Below are 14,975 nucleotides of genomic sequence, written 5' to 3'. Positions count from 1 at the left end.
TCATGTCCGAAGCGCGCCATTGCCGCTTGCTGATCCTCGGCTCGGGGCCGGCTGGCTATACCGCTGCCGTCTACGCCGCCCGTGCCAATCTCGAGCCGGTTCTTGTGACCGGGCTGGAGATGGGCGGTCAGTTGACCACCACAACCGATGTCGACAACTGGCCCGGCGACGTCTCCGGGCTGCAGGGCCCCGATCTCATGGAGCGGATGCGCCAGCACGCCGAGCGGTTCGGCACGGATATCGTCTTTGATCATATCCATACCGCCGAATTGGGCGAGCGTCCGGTGAGGCTGGTTGGTGACAGCGGCGAGTACACTGCCGACGCACTCGTGATCTCCACCGGCGCCTCAGCCATGTATCTGGGCCTCGACTCCGAGAGCCAGTTCATGGGCAAGGGCGTTTCCGCCTGCGCCACCTGTGATGGTTTCTTCTACCGCAACCAGGATGTTGCCGTGATCGGTGGCGGTAATACCGCGCTGGAAGAGGCGCTCTATCTGTCCAACATCGCCCGCCATGTCACGATCGTCCATCGCCGGGATCAGTTCCGTGGCGAAAAGATTCTGCACGACAAGGTCCAAAAGCGCGTTGAGTCGGGGAATATCAGTATTCGCTGGAACAGCACGCTCGACGAGGTTCTCGGGGATGAGACCGGTGTGACCGGGGCGAGGCTCAAGAGTACGGTGGATGGCCGGACCGACGATCTCGCGCTTACTGGCGTATTCATAGCCATCGGTCACCGCCCCAATACCGAGCTTTTCCAGGGCCAGCTCGACATGAGCGGTGGATATATCCGTGTACACAGCGGCCTGGATGGTAACGCGACGGCGACGAGTCAGCCGGGAGTATTCGCCTCGGGCGACGTCATGGACCACGTCTACCGTCAGGCCATCACCTCCGCCGGCAGCGGCTGCATGGCCGCGCTGGACGCGGAGCGCTACCTCGACACCCTCGAATCCAACGAGTGAGCATCATTATGGAAAAACCCACCCATCTCGCCCTCTACGAGCATGACCTCTGCGGCTTCTGCCAGATGGTCCGCCGCTCCACCCAGGATCTGGGTCTGGAGCTGGAGTCGCGCAATATCCTCCGTGAGCCTGATCGTCGTCAGGAGCTCATCGACGGTGGCGGCAAGGGCATGGTCCCGTGTCTGCGCCTTGAGTACCCGGACGGGCGTGTCGAGTGGCTCTACGAGTCCGCCGACATCGTCGACTACCTCAAGCGCCTCGACGCCGAGGGCTAACCCGGCCAGTCGTACTCGATGGTCAGCGGCGCGTGGTCGGAGAACCGGTCAGCGCGATGGACGCGGGCATCATGGACCCGCGCGCCAATACCCGGCGTGGTGATCTGATAGTCGATCCGCCATCCGGTGTTGTTGGCCCAGGCCTGTCCGCGGAATGACCACCAGGTGTATTCATCGGCGGCGGCATTGACCTGACGGAAGGCGTCGACGAAACCCGCCTCGCCGAGGAGCCGATCCATCCACTCGCGCTCATGGGGCAGAAAGCCCGAGTTCCTGCGGTTGGATCGCCAGTTCTTCAGATCCTGCCAGGTATGGGCGATGTTCCAGTCACCGCCGATGACGTATTCGCGCCCATCCGCCGCCATCGCTTTCAGCCGCTCGAGCAGCGGCTCCATGAACGCATCCTTGATACCCTGGCGATGCTCGCCGGAGCTCCCCGAGGGCATGTAGAACGAGACAACGCTTAGATTGCCGAAGCGGGCTTCCAGCCATCGGCCTTCGCGATCGATTTCCTCAATGCCAATGCCCTTATGGTAGGCGTCCGGCTCCTGCAGGCTATACACCGCCACACCGCTGTAGCCCTTGCGCTCGGCATCGGCAAAGGCGGCGTGATAGCCGGCCGGGAAGTACGGCCCGCCCTCAAGCTGCGCCTGCTGGGCCTTGGTTTCCTGAATACACAGGACATCCGGGCGCTCGGCGTCAAGCCAGTCGAAAAACCCTTTTCGCTGCGCGGCGCGGATACCATTGAGGTTCGCGGTCATGATGCTCAGTGTCATGGCGTCCAGCATAACCGACCATAAGGAGATGACCCATGCAAAGGAGCCGCGATCTCGATGAGGTCTGCTACCCGTTCATCCACGAAACCTCGCCACTGTGCGATTTCGAGGTCATCACCGACGAGCTCTGCGGCAATATCGGCGCGGCGCTCTCGAGCCTGCCCGCGGAAATGAACGACCTGCACGCCGATCTCGATGCGCTCCAGCCGCTTGCCTTCCATCTCAACGGCTCGATCCGCGGACGACTGGCCATCGAGGAGACCGATCTCGACTGGGCGAAGGCGCGTCTCGGCCACTACCGCGACGAAGCTGCCGGCCGCGCTGATGGGTTCGTGCTGCCGCGCGGTGACGTGCCTGTCCCATTCCTCAACCTGGCGCGCTCCGGGGCCAAGAAGGCGATCCGGCAGATGGTGCGCATCGAGGCGGCCGGCATCGCCGTGCCCGAACTCCTGCCGCGGTTCTGCAACATCCTCTGCAATCTGTTTTTTGCCATGATCCTGGTGATCAACCAGCGGCGGGGCGACACCGAGGTGGCGTTCGTCTCGAAAAGCTACGGGCCGAGGACGCGCAGCGACTGAAAGACCGGGCCGTGATCGGTGGACTGCAGAAAGGCCTCGATGTGAAAGATGCGGGCCAGGTTGTCCGGGGTGAGCACAGCGGTTGGCGGGCCGTCAGCAATGACTCGCTGCTCGCCGACCAGGATCAGTCGTGTGCAATGGCGCGCGGCCAGCCCCAGATCATGGATGGAGACCAACACCGACCGGCCACTGGCGGCGATCTCTGAAAAGGTCTCCATGGTGGTGATCTGATGCGCCGGATCAAGCCCCGCGATGGGCTCGTCGGCCATGATCATGGGGGTCTGCTGCGCCAGCGCCCGAGCGATCAGTGCCCGGGTGCGCTCACCGGCCGACAGCCGGGTGACCGCACGTTTTTCAAAGCCCGTCAGCCCCACCTGATGAATCGCATCGGCGACAGACCGACGGTCGTCGGGGCTTGGTCGCTGGCCCGGGCCTCGATAGGGCATGCGGCCGAGCATGACCAGCGACGCCACCTGAATCGGCCAGGCCACCGCCCGCTCCTGCGGCATCCACGCCACGGTGCGGGCGCGGCTGCGATCATCGAGCCGGGCCAGCGAGCATGCACCCCGGGAGGGGATCAGCCCAAGCGCCGCCCGCATCAGCGTGGTCTTGCCGGCACCGTTGGGGCCGATCAGCCCCACCAGCTCACCGGGTTCGATCGCCAGATTGACGTTGCTGATCACCGGCGTACCCGCCAGCGCCACCGAGAAATCCTCGAACGTCACCCGTGTCATGCCAGTTCCCGCCGCGTCTGGTAGATCAGATGCAAGAATAGCGGCGCACCGATCAGCGCGGTGACAACGCCGAGCTTGAGATCCGATTCGGGCAGTATCACGCGTACCAGGACATCGGCGAGCAGGACCATCGCGGCGCCGCCCAGGGCACTGGTCACCAGCAGTCGCCCGGGCATGGCGTCCACCCAGGGGCGAATCAGATGAGGCACGACCAGCCCCACGAAGCCAATGGTCCCGGCGACCGCGGTACTGGCACCCACCACCAGCGCCGAGCCCACAATCAGCTGCCAGCGCACCCGCCGGATCCGCATCCCCATGGCCTCGGCGGCGTCCTCGCCCAGCGTGATGGCATCCAACGGTCGCCCGAGAGTGAGCAGCAGCAACGCCCCCAGCGCCACGAACGGGAGTGCCAGCAGGACATGCTCCATGGAGCGGTCGGCGAGTGATCCCATCATCCAGAACACGATTTCGCTGGTGGCAAAGGGGTTCGGCGAGAGGTTGAGCACCAGCGAGACCATCGCACTGGCGAGTGCGGAGATCGCGATGCCGGCGAGAATGAGGCTGAGCGTGCCACCCTGGCGGCCAGCCAGCAGGGTAATCAGCACCACTCCCGCCAACGCCCCAGCCAGTGCGGCGAGGGGCAGTCCCAGCGGAAAGGCCGCCGCCAGACCGGACTGAATGGCCAGTACCGCTCCCAGGGCGGCGCTGCCGGAGATGCCCAGCAGACCGGGCTCGGCCAGGGGATTGCGGAGATAACCCTGCATGGCCGCCCCGGCGAGCCCCAGGCTGCCTCCTACCAGGACCGCCAGAATGGCCCGCGGCAGACGGATCTCGCGCATGACCAGTGCAAGGGGCGTGTCACCGCCGGCAACGAGGGCCTGCAGACTGTTGAGGGAATCAACCGGTGCAGGGCCGACCACCAGCGAGGCCGCAAACAGACCAGACAGTAACAACAGCAGGACGCCCAGCAGTCGACTCATTCCACCACCGCGGCCCGGGCCCCAGACAGTGCGGCGATCCGCGCCACTGCATCGAGCACATGCGGCGTGCCACACACCCACTCGGCATTGCCCAACCCGCGATGGACACCAAATCGGGCAATTTCATCGAGGACGGGATGCTGCATCACAGCCTGCGAACGCGAATAGCCGGGACCGCGACTGGCCGTAATCACCCGGTCCGGCGTTGCCAGCACCAGCCGCTCCAGCGGCAGGTAGGCCCCATTCTCAATCCCCATCTCTGCGGCCATATTACGAAGCCCCGCTGCCTCGACGATATCGCCAATGAGGGTGTCATCGCCGCGTGTATAGCCGTTGGGGAAGTAGAGAGCGGTATCGGTATCCGTCTCATCTCGCTCGAGGGCACGGATCGCCGCCAGCCGGCGATCGAACGCCTCGATATGCTGATCCGCCCGCTCGGGCCGACCCAGCACCTCGCCCATACGACGGAGATTGCGCCGCACATCGGCGAGCGAGGTCGCAGGGTCGAACACCACGACCGGGATGTCGAGCCGCCGCAGCATCGACACGGTCGTCCCGGCGCTGAAGCGCCCGGCAATCACCAGATCAGGCTCGAGGAGATGGATCTCCTCGGCCCGGCCATGGTTGACGGGATACTGCCCGGCCACATCCGCCATCGCCGAGTTGGCCGGATCCTGCGCCAGCGCCGATACCGAGATCAGCTGGTCCGGCCCAGCCACCAACATGGCGAGCTGGTCGGTGCACAGGTTCATGGAGACAACCCGCTGGGGCGGCTCAGCGGCCGTCGCTGCCGGCGCGACCGGCGTGGCGACGAGGCCGACCAGGATAAGCATCCCGATCAGCCCATGGCGTCTCAATACAGTCACCATGATGTGCGGATACCGACGAAGGCCGCCCGACCGCGAGTCGCGAAGCCCCATACCTCCTGGTAATCCTCATCGAGCGCATTGGTGACACGCGCAGTGAGATCAACGTGCTCGGTCAGGGCATGCTGGGCCGCGAGGTTGACGACGGTGAAGTCCGGGAGCTCAGTCTGCGGATATCCCTCGTTCCAGAACTCCTTGCCAAAAAGCCCTTCCACGTATCGGACATCACCCGAGAGTGTCGTGGCCGCATTGGGAAGGCGCCACTCGGCGCGGGCGCCAAGCTCATTGCGAGGCCGGCGTGTAACCGTTTCATCGTCCGAGTCCGTCGCATCCAGATAGGTGTAACTGCCCTGCAGATTGAGACTTTGCGTTGGGCTGGCAGATACCGTCAGCTCCACACCCCGGCGATCGCTTTCCCCATCACGATTCCCGTACTCCAACGGGTCTGGGAACGTCCCACTTTTAAAGACAATCTCGTCTTCTAGAACGTCACGGAAAACGGTTATATCAGCGGACCCATTGATGCCTGGGAGCGGTGCTTCGAGGCCGACGTCAAAACCTAGGTTCTTTTCTGCCTCAAGATCGCTGTTATAGGCCTCATCTGTGCCACCGGTGAATTCAAAGAAACTCGGATTGACAACGGCTCGACCGCCTGACGCATGCAGGCGTAATCCGTTATCCAGGAAATAGCTGCCCGCAATGTTCCAGGTGGTCGCATCTTCAAAGAGGTTGTTATCGTCGTAACGCAGCCCCGCCTGCACGCTCAGGGCGTCGGACAGCCACGTCTGATACTCGAGACCGAAGCTATCGTTTTCGCGATCCTTGGTCTCGCTTTCATCTCCGTCGACACGCCGCTCCAGCAGTAAGCTCAGAAGTTGATCGCTGCTCTCGATGCGGGCCTGATCGAGTGCAACCTGAACACGGTATTGCCCAACCTCAGTCGTCGTATCGCTCGCGAAGTCGTTATCGGTCTGATTAGCGGTGCGGTCGAAACGAAGCCGATGACTGACCGTTTCATCAGGCGTGCGATGCTGTAGATAGACACTCCCGGCCCGTTCGGTGAGATCCCTTTCCTTGTCTGGATCATCGACGACATAACCGTCGACGTTATCCGCACCAGGGGCGAAATCGGAATAGTCATCCGTGTTGTCGAATTCGTACCGCGCATCAGCAAACCGAAAGCTGAAGCCCGCTGTCGTTCTGGCCGTCAGATCCACCGATCCCTTGGTATTCAGCGATTTCCAGCGGGTGCCATCTTTCTCACCACCGCTGCCGCTGAAGTCATAACCTTCGTCATTCAGGTTGGACACGGACAGCGATAGCTCGCTGTTATCGGTACCGCGGGTGATGTACGCGCTCTGGCGGTCACCCTCACCGAACTCGGCCGATGCCCCAAAACCGACGCCATCGCCCGCTTCACGTGTAATGATGTTGATAACGCCCGTCGCCGCGTCCGTGCCATAGGGGACGGACTGCGGACCGCGTAGGATCTCAATGCGCTCGATATAACTCGTGTCCAGACCACGCAGGAAAAATTCGTTATCGCCCGAGGCCGCGCGGACGCCGTCGATCAGCACGAGCGTGTGGTTCCCCTCACCGCCGCGAATGCGAATCTGCCGATCATTCGGCCCCGTCCCGTTGATCGAAACCCCCGGCTGCGCTTCAAGCGCCTGCTGGACGGTGGCGTAGCCGCTGTCCTCGATCTGACGGCGGGTGATGACAGTGTTGGAGCGTCCGAACTCATCGGCAGTGACCGGCGAGATGCCGCCGGAGACGATGATTGGTTCAAGCTCGGTGGTCTGGCTGGTTTGCGCGTAGGCGTTCGTCGACACACCGGCGGCCAGCGCCAGTGCGGTCAGAGGGATCGCTTTGTTCATTTGATTGAGGCCCTTGGCGTTCGGGCGGGATGGCTCCCGCCGACAGACACACGGGGTCTGCGAAGGCCCTCATCGGACAGCCCACCGCAGACCGGCGACTGTCACCGCTGCGGTAGTGCCGCTTCCCTGGTGCGCCCCGCACCGGAAATGGGTGATCGCTCTGGCAGGTCTCCTGGCTCGCGGGTCAACGCTTGGCCCCACCTTCCCATCGCCGTCGCGACAGTGGCATATCAGGGCTTCGCTCTCCGCTCACAGTTGCGGGGGCAGCCGCAGTCTCGCACTGCGTTCCCTTTTAATCGGGTGCCGTAGCACCCAAACCAGAGTGCCGATAAGTCTGCAACAAATGGATCAAGCCTTCAATGCGGCCCTTCACAGGGGCTCTGCCCCCTCGTTGAGGATATTCAGGTAGCGGCGATAGACATAGACACGATCACGCTGACGGCCCGTGACCTCGTCGACGACCCCCATTTCTTCGAGGGCATCAACCGCCCGGCCAACGGTTGGCGCACTGAGTTCGCTACGAAGACGGAGGTCTTTTATGGATGCCACCGGACGCGAACGAAGTGCGTCGAAGACCCGGAGGGTATTGGCGGATGCCCGCCCAAGAGTCTGAATCTGTTGCGCATCCTCCCGGAACAGCCTCACCAGCCGGTCCGCCGTGTCGACAGCGCCCGTGGCGGTGACCTGAACCCCCTCCAGGAAGAAATCCAGCCATGCCTCCCAGTCCCCGTCGTAGCGCACGCCATCGAGGAGCTCGTAATAGGTCGTCCGGTGCTGCTTGAGGTACAAACTCAGATACAGAAGCGGCTCGCGCAGCACCCCGTCCTGATGCAGTGTTAGGGCAATCAGCAGACGACCGATGCGGCCATTGCCGTCGAGGAATGGATGGACCGTCTCGAACTGTACATGCGCGAGCGCAGCCTTGATCAGCGCCGAAAAAGGCAGCTCCTCCCCATGCAGAAACGCCTCCAGCGAGGCCATCACGTCCTGCACATACTCAGGCGGCGCAGGGACAAAACGGGCGTTTCCGGGCCGCGTCCCGCCGATCCAGTTCTGTGATCGGCGGAATGCTCCGGGCTGCATCCGGGCGCCACGACCGCGGGCGAGCAACAGCGCATGCATCTCGCACAAGAGCCGGTTGGATAAGGGGAACCCGCCTCTCAGCCGCTCGAGTCCGTGATTCATCGCCGCAATGTAGTTAGAGACCTCAACGACATCGTCAAACGGAACGCCGGGGACCTCGTCCAGCTCGAAGAGCAGCAGATCAGACAACGAAGACTGGGTACCTTCGATCTGGCTTGAGACAAGCGCTTCGCGGCGGATATACGCATAGAGAAACAGGTCGGGCTCCGGGAGGAGCTGAGTGATTGAATCCAGTCGACCGCAAGCCAGTAGTGCCTGCTCATGGCGTCGTGCGCGCGCCCCCGTGATCTCCGGTGCGGGATAAGGGGGCAACGGCTGCGGAACGAACGCGTTCACGATTAACACTAAACGGCGTTTTCGTTAATAGCCCACGCCACTAATAACGCGCTCGTTAATAGCGGCTCACTCGGTTGCACCTGTCGGCCGATTGACACGGCACTCCTCCAAACACATGCTCAAACATATGTCGTAAGGGGAGACTGATGAGTATGGAAAGCCATGTCCGACTCTTCCGGACGGGAAGCCGTTCTCCGCAAGGAAGGAGATCATCTGATCATTGAGCCGGTGACGAAAAAAGGGCTCATTGATGTACTCGCTGAGCTTGAAGACCTCGAAATGGAGTTTCCCGATGTGGATGAGCGGCTTCCCGCTGCCGAAAATGTGACGCTCTAGCGGTGGCTCAATCGTATCTGCTCGACACGAACATCATTTCTGCGCTTGTCCGTCATCCCCACGGCTCCCGGGTTGGGTTGATCATACATCCACCCGCTGCAGGATAAGGTCGAACACCTCATGCCCCTTGCGTCGGCCGCGGCGCTCGAAGCGGGTCTCGGGCCGATCACCGGCATCGGGCGCATAGCCCCCATACGGATTGTCCAGGCGCGGCTCGGCCTCGCTGAGTGAGCGCATCCATTCGGCATAGTCCGCCCAGTCGGTGGCCATATGCAGGAAGCCGCCCGGCTGCAGCCGGTCCGACACCCGGGCCAGCCATTCCGCCTGCACGATCCGGCGCTTGTGATGGCGCTTTTTGGTCCATGGGTCGGGGAAGAACAGCTGCACCCCCGCGAGCGATGCCGGGGCCAGCCCGTCGCGCAGCAGCTCACTGGCATCGGCCAGCAGCACCCGCAGGTTGGTCAGGCCTTCCGATTCGATACGCCGCAGCAGCCGGCCCGTGCCGGTGCGATACACCTCGACGCCCAGGTAATTGCGATCGGGATGCGCAGCGGCAATCTCCGCCAGGGCGTCACCATCGCCAAAACCGATGTCCAGCACCAGCGGCGCGGGGCGCTCGAAGCCCGCCGCCACATCGATCCTGCCGCCCGGCCAGTCGACGCAGTAGCGCGGATACAGCTCATCGAGCGCGCGCTGCTGGCCGGCGGTCAGGCGACCCTCGCGCCGGACAAAACTGCGGATCGGCCGGTAACCGGTCTTACTCACTGGCGGCCTTGCCAGAAGGTGCCCTCCAGCGGCGAGCTGGCCGAGGCAAACCGGCGCATCGGCATGCGCCCGGCCAGATAGGCTTCACGCCCCGCCTCGATCCCCTTGCGCATGGCCGAGGCCATCAGCACCGGCTCCTGCGCCGCGGCGACGGCGGTGTTGAGCAGCACGCCATCGGCGCCCAGCTCCATGGCCACCGCCGCATCCGAGGCGGTTCCCACGCCGGCATCGACGATGATCGGCACCGAGGCATTCTCGAGGATGGTCAGCAGATTGTAGCGGTTCTGAATGCCCAGCCCCGAGCCGATCGGCGAGGCCAGTGGCATCACCGCCACGCAGCCCATCTCCTCGAGCCGCCAGGCGATGATCGGGTCGTCACTGGTATACACCATCACCTTGAAGCCGTCGGCCACCAGGCGCTCGGCGGCCTCGAGCGTGGCGGGGATGTCGGGATAAAGGGTCTGGGGATCGCCCAGCACCTCGAGCTTGACTAGGTCGTGCCCATCCAGCAGCTCGCGGGCCAGGCGGCAGACGCGCACGGCATCATCGGCGGTATAACAGCCTGCGGTGTTGGGCAGGATGGTGAACTCGCTTGGCGGGACGACATCGAGCAGGTTCTCCTCGTCGGCATTCTGGCCGATGTTGGTGCGCCGGATCGCGACGGTCACGATCTCGGCCCCGCTGGCCCGAATGGCCTCGCCGGCCTGAGCCATGTCCCGGTATTTGCCGGTACCGATCAGCAGGCGGGACTGGTAGCTGTGCCCCGCGATGGTCAGTGGTTGCTGCTGCGTCATGCTTGCCTCTTGGTCATTCACCCACCGCCGATGGCGCGGATGATCTCGATGCGGTCGTGGTCGCGGAGCTGTCGGCTGGCATGCTCGCTGCGCGGCACGACGTCTTCATTCAGTTCGACGGCGATGCGCCGTTGGCCGACGTCCAGTGACGCGATGAGTCGCGCGAGCGTGCAATCGCCCGCCACGCGGGTTGGCTCGCCATTGACGAAGATGGTGATCGCGGGGGTCTGTGCTTCCATAGCAGGATTATACCGCAGAGCACTCGGGGAACGGCATAACGGGGGCTTGCCGAAATTGATCAAACCCGCATACTGGGAACCCTAACGCGGCTGTAGCTCAATGGTAGAGCGCTGCCCTCCCAAGGCAGTGATGCCGGTTCGATCCCGGTCAGCCGCTCCAGTCATCCCGCGTCTCGATCCTATCCCCCTTCCCCGGATAAGTCTGACAGGCCATGACCTCACGATCGTTGACCCGCAGCCGACAGCGCTGACACTGGCCGATGGCACAGAACCAGTCTGGCGACGGCGCATCTTCGCCATGGGTCAGCAGGGCGGCGAGAACGCTCATGCCACGCGGCACATCGACAGACTCGCCGTTCAGTTGAACGCTGATCCACTGCGCCGGCGCGGCCAACGGCCGAAAGCGCGGCCCGGTCACTGGAACCGTCCCGGATGCAACTGACCCGAGTAAGGATGGGTGTCCCCATCAGCGACACAGGCCGCCACCAGATCCCCCGTCACCGCTGCCAGCCCGTGCCCAGCACCCTCGTGGCCCGTGGCGACGATCACGCGCTCCGCTCCGGGGACCGGTCCGATCAGTGGATGACCGTCGGGGGAAAACGGTCGCAGACCCGCGTAGCCACGGATCACGCGCAGCCGCTGGAGATCAGGGACGATGCGCACGCAGTCGGCCAGCAGGCGCTGCACCGTCGTCATATCGACATCCATGTTGAACCCGGCGAACTCGCGCGAGCTCCCGCAGAGGATCGTGCCGCTGCGCGTGGCCTCGATAATCGCGGCGGTCTGGACCGCGGTCCCGTCCACCTCAGTGCTTTCCGCCGCCGCCTGATAGCCGAAATCGGCGATCTTGGAATTGACCTGGACATCGCCCCGCTCAAGCACGGCGATATGCCCCTTGCGCGGTTTGACCGGCACGGACAGACCCAGCGGTTCAAGTACCTCGTTAGTCCATACGCCGGTGCACAGGCAGACATGTCCCGCTTCGATCCGGTCACCGCTGGAGAGCGTCACGGTCACGCCATCATTCCGCGGCTCGAGGCCCTCGATCGCCTCGTAGAACCGATAGGTCACGCCGTGGTCGCGCAGCTGCCGGGCGATCTGATAGCAGGCGAGCATGGGCTGGACCTGGGCGTCGCCCGGCCAGTGCCCGACCGCCACGGTATCCGGACCGAGATGCGGTTCCAGTGCCGACCAGCCCCTCTCCAGAAAGCGGCAGTCGATCCCGCAGGCCTGCTGCTCGGCGACCAGGGCCTGCAGCCCCGCCGCTTCCTCACGGGAGCGCGCGACGACGGTGGACCCCTTGGGATCGAATTCGCAGTCATTGCCGTAGCGCTCGGCGAACCGATGCCAGGCGGCGAGGCTGCGATCGGAGAGATCGAGCATCAGCCCGGGGGACTTGTCCGAGCACAGCAGGTTGCCGTCACTGCTGCGTGACGTCCCCGGCGCAAGGCCGCCACGGTCCACGACCATGACGTCCAGCCCGCGCTCCCGCAACGCCAGCCCCACAAAGCTGCCAATGATCCCGCTGCCCACCACCAATGCATCAACCCGCATCATCGATCACCTCGGCAACGGATACCGGTCGCGAGAATGCACGCTGGTTGAGCGCTCCACGCGGTGTTGCCCCCGCCGCACAGATCCGGGCGGTGACCTGAGGCTCGCAGTAGCGGCCCTGACACGGGCCCATCCCACAGCGGGTCACGACCTTGACGGAGGAAAGATCGGCGAGGCCCAGCGACACCGCCTCATCGACCGCCTCCACCCGGGTGCCCTCGCAGGGGCAGATCACCGCATCGCGGCGGCGGCGTTCTGGGGACCGGGCGTGCTGGCGGTGCTCAAGCCCCCGGGCGAACCCGATCAGGAAGCGCCGGCGGCCACGCCGGCCCGGCCGCGGCGATGAGTGTCCCTGCTGATCGGCGATCACCGCCGGCGCGACCCGCTCGCCGGAGAGCTCGGCATGCCGCCAACCGCGGATGCCCTGCCCTTCGCCAATCACGTAGATGCCCGACTGGCTGGTGCGGCCGACCGCATCGGTGACCACCACCCAGTAGCCGCCGATCGGATCGTACTCGAGCCGGCAGCCAGCGGTCCTTGCAAGCTGGGTCTGGGGGACGAAGCGCTCACTCAGGCCCAGATGATCAAAGGGGATGGACGCGTTGGTATCGGTGACCAACTGGTTGTCGGTCACCTCAGCGACACCCACCCCATGACGGACCCTGACGCCAGCCTGCCAGAGGCGCCAGCGCGTTTGCAGGAACTCAAGGCTATTACCGGGAATGCCAAGCCCCCAGGGCGCGAGGCGCAGATAGTCACTCAGCCGCAGTCGGTCGACAACGTCCGTCACCCGGACGCCGGCCCGAACCAGGCCCGCAGCGACGACGGTCAGGAACGGTCCGCTGCCGGCGATCACCACCGATCCGGTGGGCACGATGCCCTGCCCCTTTAGCAGTGCCTGTAGTGCTCCGGCGCTGCTCGCACCGGCGGCGGGCAGACCGGGGATCGGATCGTGGATGTCATAGGCCCCGCAGGCGAGGACGATCGCCTCGAAATCCCTCGACTCGGCACCATCTCCGCCATCAAACCAGACTCGCCCGCCGGCCTCGGTGGAGAGCACCCGCGTGGCGGTCCGCAGCTCGACGCGGGGTGATGTGCGCGCCAGGGTCTCCAGCGCGGTGGATTGAGTCGTGGTGCGCACCCGATCGATATTGCCGCCGCTGCGGGGCTGTTCGTCGAACAGCGTCACCGCTGCACCACGTGCCACAAGCTCACGGGCCGCGGCGGCGCCCGCCGGGCCAGTCCCCACGATCGCGATCGACATCAGGCCCCCAGATACGCCTGGACGATGCTGTCGTCCTCCGCCAGCGCCGAGGCCTCACCCTGGTTATAGATCTCACCGTTTTCGAGCACGTAGGCATAATGGGCGATCTTCAGCGCCAGGCGGACATTCTGTTCGACCAGCAGGATGGTGGTGCCGGCTTCGTTGAGCTGCTTGACGATGCGCATGGTCTGGGTGACGAGCTTCGGCGCCAGCCCCATCGATGGCTCATCGAGCAGCAGCACACGCGGTCCGTGCATCAGCGCCCGGCCCAGGGCCAGCATCTGCTGCTCGCCGCCCGAGAGCAGTGAGCCATCCTGGTGTCGGCGCTCGGAGAGGATCGGGAAGCGCTCGAAGACATCCGCCATCCGATCACGCCGCACCGCGGGATCAGTCACGGTAAAGCTCCCCAGCTCGAGGTTCTCCTGCACGCTCAGCCCCTTGAGGATATGCCGGCCCTCCGGCACGTGAACGACGCCCTTGCGGGCGATCTCATGGGGCGGCAGGCGGGTTATGTCCTCGCCATCAAGCCAGACATGGCCAACCTGGGCACGGACCAGCCCGGAGATGGTCTTGAGCGTCGTGGTCTTGCCGGCGCCATTACTGCCGAGGACCGCGATGATCTGCCCGGGCGTCACCTCGATGTCGATGCCGCGGAGCGCCTGGATCTTGCCGTAGAACGACTCGACCTGCTCCACCCGAAGGACCGGCTCAGTCACAGCACCATCTCCTCGTCTTCCTGCCCCAGATAGGCCTCGATGACCCGCGGATTGTTCTTGATCTCCTCGGCATTGCCGTTGGCGATGATCCGGCCATAGTCGAGGACGTTGATGCGCTCCGAGACCTGCATCACCAGACCCATGTCATGCTCGATGAGCAGCACCGCAATGCCGCGCTCGTCGCGGATACGGCGGATCAGCTCGATGAGAGCGGCCTTTTCGGTCGCGTTCAGCCCCGCCGCCGGCTCGTCGAGCAGGATCAACCGCGGCTGGGTGGCCAGCGCCCGGGCAACCTCCACCAGGCGCTGATAGCCATAGGCCAGATTGGTGGCAAGGCGATCGGCGTACTCGTCGACACCCACAAAGCGCATGCAGTCATGGGCGACCTCGGCGATGTAGCGCTCCTCAGCTCGCTGTCCCGGGGTGCGCAGCACTGCTCCGAAGGCACCCGCCCGGGTGCGGCAGTGCATCCCGGCCATGACGTTTTCCATCACCGACATCTCCCGAAACAGGCGCACATTCTGAAAGGTACGGGCGATGCCGAGCTGGGTGACTTTGTGAGGCTTGCGCCGCAGCACGCGTTCGCCGTCGAACTCAATGCGTCCTTCCTGCGGCCGGTAAAACCCGGTGATGGAGTTGAAAAGCGAGGTCTTGCCGGCGCCATTGGGGCCGATCAGGCTCGCCAGCGAGTTGGCCTCGACGCCGAAGTCGACCTTATCGAGCACCGTGTTGCCGGCAAAACGCAGACTGACTTGTTCGAGATTGAGCAGCATCCGT

General features: G+C 64.3%; 18 protein-coding genes, 1 tRNA gene and 1 riboswitch. Of the genes, 5 read left to right on the top strand and 14 right to left on the bottom strand.

The genetic code is table 11. The annotated features are described in order from the left end of the window. Window positions 1-2: 2 nt before the first annotated feature. Complete coding sequence (gene trxB, locus SPICUR_RS01105) at window positions 3-965, top strand: thioredoxin-disulfide reductase (protein WP_023365177.1); 963 nt, start codon at window positions 3-5, stop codon at window positions 963-965. Between the two features lie 8 nt (window positions 966-973). Then, window positions 974-1,240 (top strand): glutathione S-transferase N-terminal domain-containing protein, encoded by a 267-nt coding sequence (locus tag SPICUR_RS01100; protein ID WP_148291300.1) that lies wholly within the window; start codon window positions 974-976, stop codon window positions 1,238-1,240. Here SPICUR_RS01100 and SPICUR_RS01095 read toward each other — a convergent pair. Next, complete coding sequence (locus SPICUR_RS01095) at window positions 1,237-2,016, bottom strand: exodeoxyribonuclease III (RefSeq protein ID WP_041381973.1); 780 nt, start codon at window positions 2,014-2,016, stop codon at window positions 1,237-1,239. The two genes, SPICUR_RS01100 and SPICUR_RS01095, sit on opposite strands and share 4 nt — an antisense overlap. Before the next feature lie 35 nt (window positions 2,017-2,051). Here SPICUR_RS01095 and SPICUR_RS01090 point away from each other — a divergent pair, with 35 nt between their 5' ends. Beyond that, the gene (locus SPICUR_RS01090; protein ID WP_023365171.1) at window positions 2,052-2,594 is read left to right on the top strand and encodes a hypothetical protein; all 543 of its coding nucleotides are present in this window, start codon (window positions 2,052-2,054) and stop codon (window positions 2,592-2,594) included. Here the strand turns inward: SPICUR_RS01090 and SPICUR_RS01085 are convergent. The 5 genes from SPICUR_RS01085 to SPICUR_RS01065 all read right to left on the bottom strand — a co-directional run bounded on the left by SPICUR_RS01085 (window position 2,567) and on the right by SPICUR_RS01065 (window position 8,530). Beyond that, complete coding sequence (locus tag SPICUR_RS01085; RefSeq protein WP_023365169.1) at window positions 2,567-3,328, bottom strand: ABC transporter ATP-binding protein; 762 nt, start codon at window positions 3,326-3,328, stop codon at window positions 2,567-2,569. The genes SPICUR_RS01090 and SPICUR_RS01085 overlap by 28 nt on opposite strands. Then, on the bottom strand, window positions 3,325-4,308 hold the full coding sequence (locus SPICUR_RS01080) for a FecCD family ABC transporter permease (protein WP_023365167.1): 984 nt from the start codon (window positions 4,306-4,308) through the stop codon (window positions 3,325-3,327). The genes SPICUR_RS01085 and SPICUR_RS01080 overlap by 4 nt, the downstream gene beginning before the upstream one ends. Next, window positions 4,305-5,177, bottom strand: coding sequence for an ABC transporter substrate-binding protein (locus SPICUR_RS01075; protein WP_077176378.1), 873 nt, complete (start codon window positions 5,175-5,177; stop codon window positions 4,305-4,307). The genes SPICUR_RS01080 and SPICUR_RS01075 overlap by 4 nt, the downstream gene beginning before the upstream one ends. Continuing rightward, window positions 5,171-7,051, bottom strand: a complete 1,881-nt coding sequence (locus SPICUR_RS01070) for a TonB-dependent receptor plug domain-containing protein (RefSeq protein WP_023365163.1) — start codon at window positions 7,049-7,051, stop codon at window positions 5,171-5,173. Before SPICUR_RS01070 ends, SPICUR_RS01075 begins: the two co-directional genes overlap by 7 nt. Window positions 7,052-7,196: 145 nt before the next feature. Next, window positions 7,197-7,388, bottom strand: a riboswitch (cobalamin riboswitch). 32 nt (window positions 7,389-7,420) lie between these two features. Further along, window positions 7,421-8,530 (bottom strand): Fic family protein, encoded by a 1,110-nt coding sequence (locus SPICUR_RS01065; RefSeq protein WP_237220340.1) that lies wholly within the window; start codon window positions 8,528-8,530, stop codon window positions 7,421-7,423. Window positions 8,531-8,692: 162 nt separating this feature from the next. On the opposite strand from SPICUR_RS01065, the gene SPICUR_RS09680 reads away from it, so the two are divergent. Further along, complete coding sequence (locus SPICUR_RS09680) at window positions 8,693-8,866, top strand: AbrB/MazE/SpoVT family DNA-binding domain-containing protein (RefSeq protein ID WP_023365159.1); 174 nt, start codon at window positions 8,693-8,695, stop codon at window positions 8,864-8,866. Window positions 8,867-8,947: 81 nt separating this feature from the next. On the opposite strand, the gene trmB is transcribed toward SPICUR_RS09680, so the two are convergent. The 3 genes from trmB to thiS are packed head-to-tail and all read right to left on the bottom strand — an operon-like array spanning window position 8,948 to window position 10,643. Continuing rightward, window positions 8,948-9,631, bottom strand: coding sequence for a tRNA (guanosine(46)-N7)-methyltransferase TrmB (trmB, locus tag SPICUR_RS01055; protein WP_023365157.1), 684 nt, complete (start codon window positions 9,629-9,631; stop codon window positions 8,948-8,950). After that, a complete protein-coding gene (locus SPICUR_RS01050) occupies window positions 9,628-10,425 on the bottom strand; it encodes a thiazole synthase (RefSeq protein WP_023365155.1) in 798 nt (265 codons plus the stop codon). The genes trmB and SPICUR_RS01050 overlap by 4 nt, the downstream gene beginning before the upstream one ends. Window positions 10,426-10,442: 17 nt before the next feature. Next, complete coding sequence (gene thiS / locus SPICUR_RS01045) at window positions 10,443-10,643, bottom strand: sulfur carrier protein ThiS (RefSeq protein WP_041381970.1); 201 nt, start codon at window positions 10,641-10,643, stop codon at window positions 10,443-10,445. Between the two features lie 107 nt (window positions 10,644-10,750). On the opposite strand from thiS, the gene SPICUR_RS01040 reads away from it, so the two are divergent. Next, a tRNA-Gly gene (locus SPICUR_RS01040) sits at window positions 10,751-10,824 on the top strand. Here SPICUR_RS01040 and SPICUR_RS09675 read toward each other — a convergent pair. From SPICUR_RS09675 to SPICUR_RS01015, 5 genes are read right to left on the bottom strand one after another with little or no spacing between them, the layout of a single operon-like run. Continuing rightward, a complete protein-coding gene (locus SPICUR_RS09675) occupies window positions 10,813-11,082 on the bottom strand; it encodes a 2Fe-2S iron-sulfur cluster-binding protein (protein WP_202951829.1) in 270 nt (89 codons plus the stop codon). The two genes, SPICUR_RS01040 and SPICUR_RS09675, sit on opposite strands and share 12 nt — an antisense overlap. Then, a complete protein-coding gene (locus SPICUR_RS01035) occupies window positions 11,079-12,221 on the bottom strand; it encodes an NAD(P)/FAD-dependent oxidoreductase (protein WP_023365151.1) in 1,143 nt (380 codons plus the stop codon). Before SPICUR_RS01035 ends, SPICUR_RS09675 begins: the two co-directional genes overlap by 4 nt. Beyond that, window positions 12,208-13,482: an NAD(P)/FAD-dependent oxidoreductase gene (locus SPICUR_RS09490; RefSeq protein ID WP_023365149.1), complete on the bottom strand. Its 1,275-nt coding sequence runs from the start codon at window positions 13,480-13,482 to the stop codon at window positions 12,208-12,210. The genes SPICUR_RS01035 and SPICUR_RS09490 overlap by 14 nt, the downstream gene beginning before the upstream one ends. Then, window positions 13,482-14,198: an ABC transporter ATP-binding protein gene (locus SPICUR_RS01020; protein ID WP_023365147.1), complete on the bottom strand. Its 717-nt coding sequence runs from the start codon at window positions 14,196-14,198 to the stop codon at window positions 13,482-13,484. The genes SPICUR_RS09490 and SPICUR_RS01020 overlap by 1 nt, the downstream gene beginning before the upstream one ends. Further along, the gene (locus SPICUR_RS01015) at window positions 14,195-14,971 is read right to left on the bottom strand and encodes an ABC transporter ATP-binding protein (protein WP_023365145.1); all 777 of its coding nucleotides are present in this window, start codon (window positions 14,969-14,971) and stop codon (window positions 14,195-14,197) included. Before SPICUR_RS01015 ends, SPICUR_RS01020 begins: the two co-directional genes overlap by 4 nt. Between the last annotated feature and the right edge of the window lie 4 nt (window positions 14,972-14,975).

The organism is Spiribacter curvatus (assembly GCF_000485905.1).
GTDB classification, from domain to species: domain Bacteria; phylum Pseudomonadota; class Gammaproteobacteria; order Nitrococcales; family Nitrococcaceae; genus Spiribacter; species Spiribacter curvatus.
The sequence above is the reverse complement of the archived record's forward strand: the minus strand, read 5'-3'. Positions and strand labels throughout refer to the sequence as shown.